Genomic DNA, 243 nt, shown 5'->3' with positions numbered 1-243 from the left:
CGGGCCGGCGCTCTCGCCGTTCAACGCCTTCCTGCTCCTGTCGGGCATCGAGACCCTGCCGCTGCGCATGCAGCGCCACTGCGACAACGCGCTGGCGGTGGCGCGCTTCCTGCAGAGCCACCCGGCCGTGGCCTGGGTCAGCTACCCGGGCCTGGAGACCGACCGCTATCATCAGCTCGCCCGGCGCTACACGCCCAACGGCGCCGGCGCAGTGTTCACCCTCGGCCTCAAGGGCGGCTACGA

The 243-nt window shown here is 72.0% G+C and carries 1 protein-coding gene; it reads left to right on the top strand.

The window, feature by feature from the left end; genetic code table 11:
* The coding region (locus CVH10_RS23615; RefSeq protein ID WP_181244737.1) for a PLP-dependent transferase at window positions 1-243 on the top strand (243 nt) is incomplete at both ends.

This window comes from Halomonas sp. ND22Bw, assembly GCF_003011945.1.
Taxonomy (GTDB): domain Bacteria; phylum Pseudomonadota; class Gammaproteobacteria; order Pseudomonadales; family Halomonadaceae; genus Halomonas; species Halomonas halophila.
Note: the sequence above shows the minus strand (reverse complement) of the source record. Positions and strands in the feature narration are given on the sequence as shown.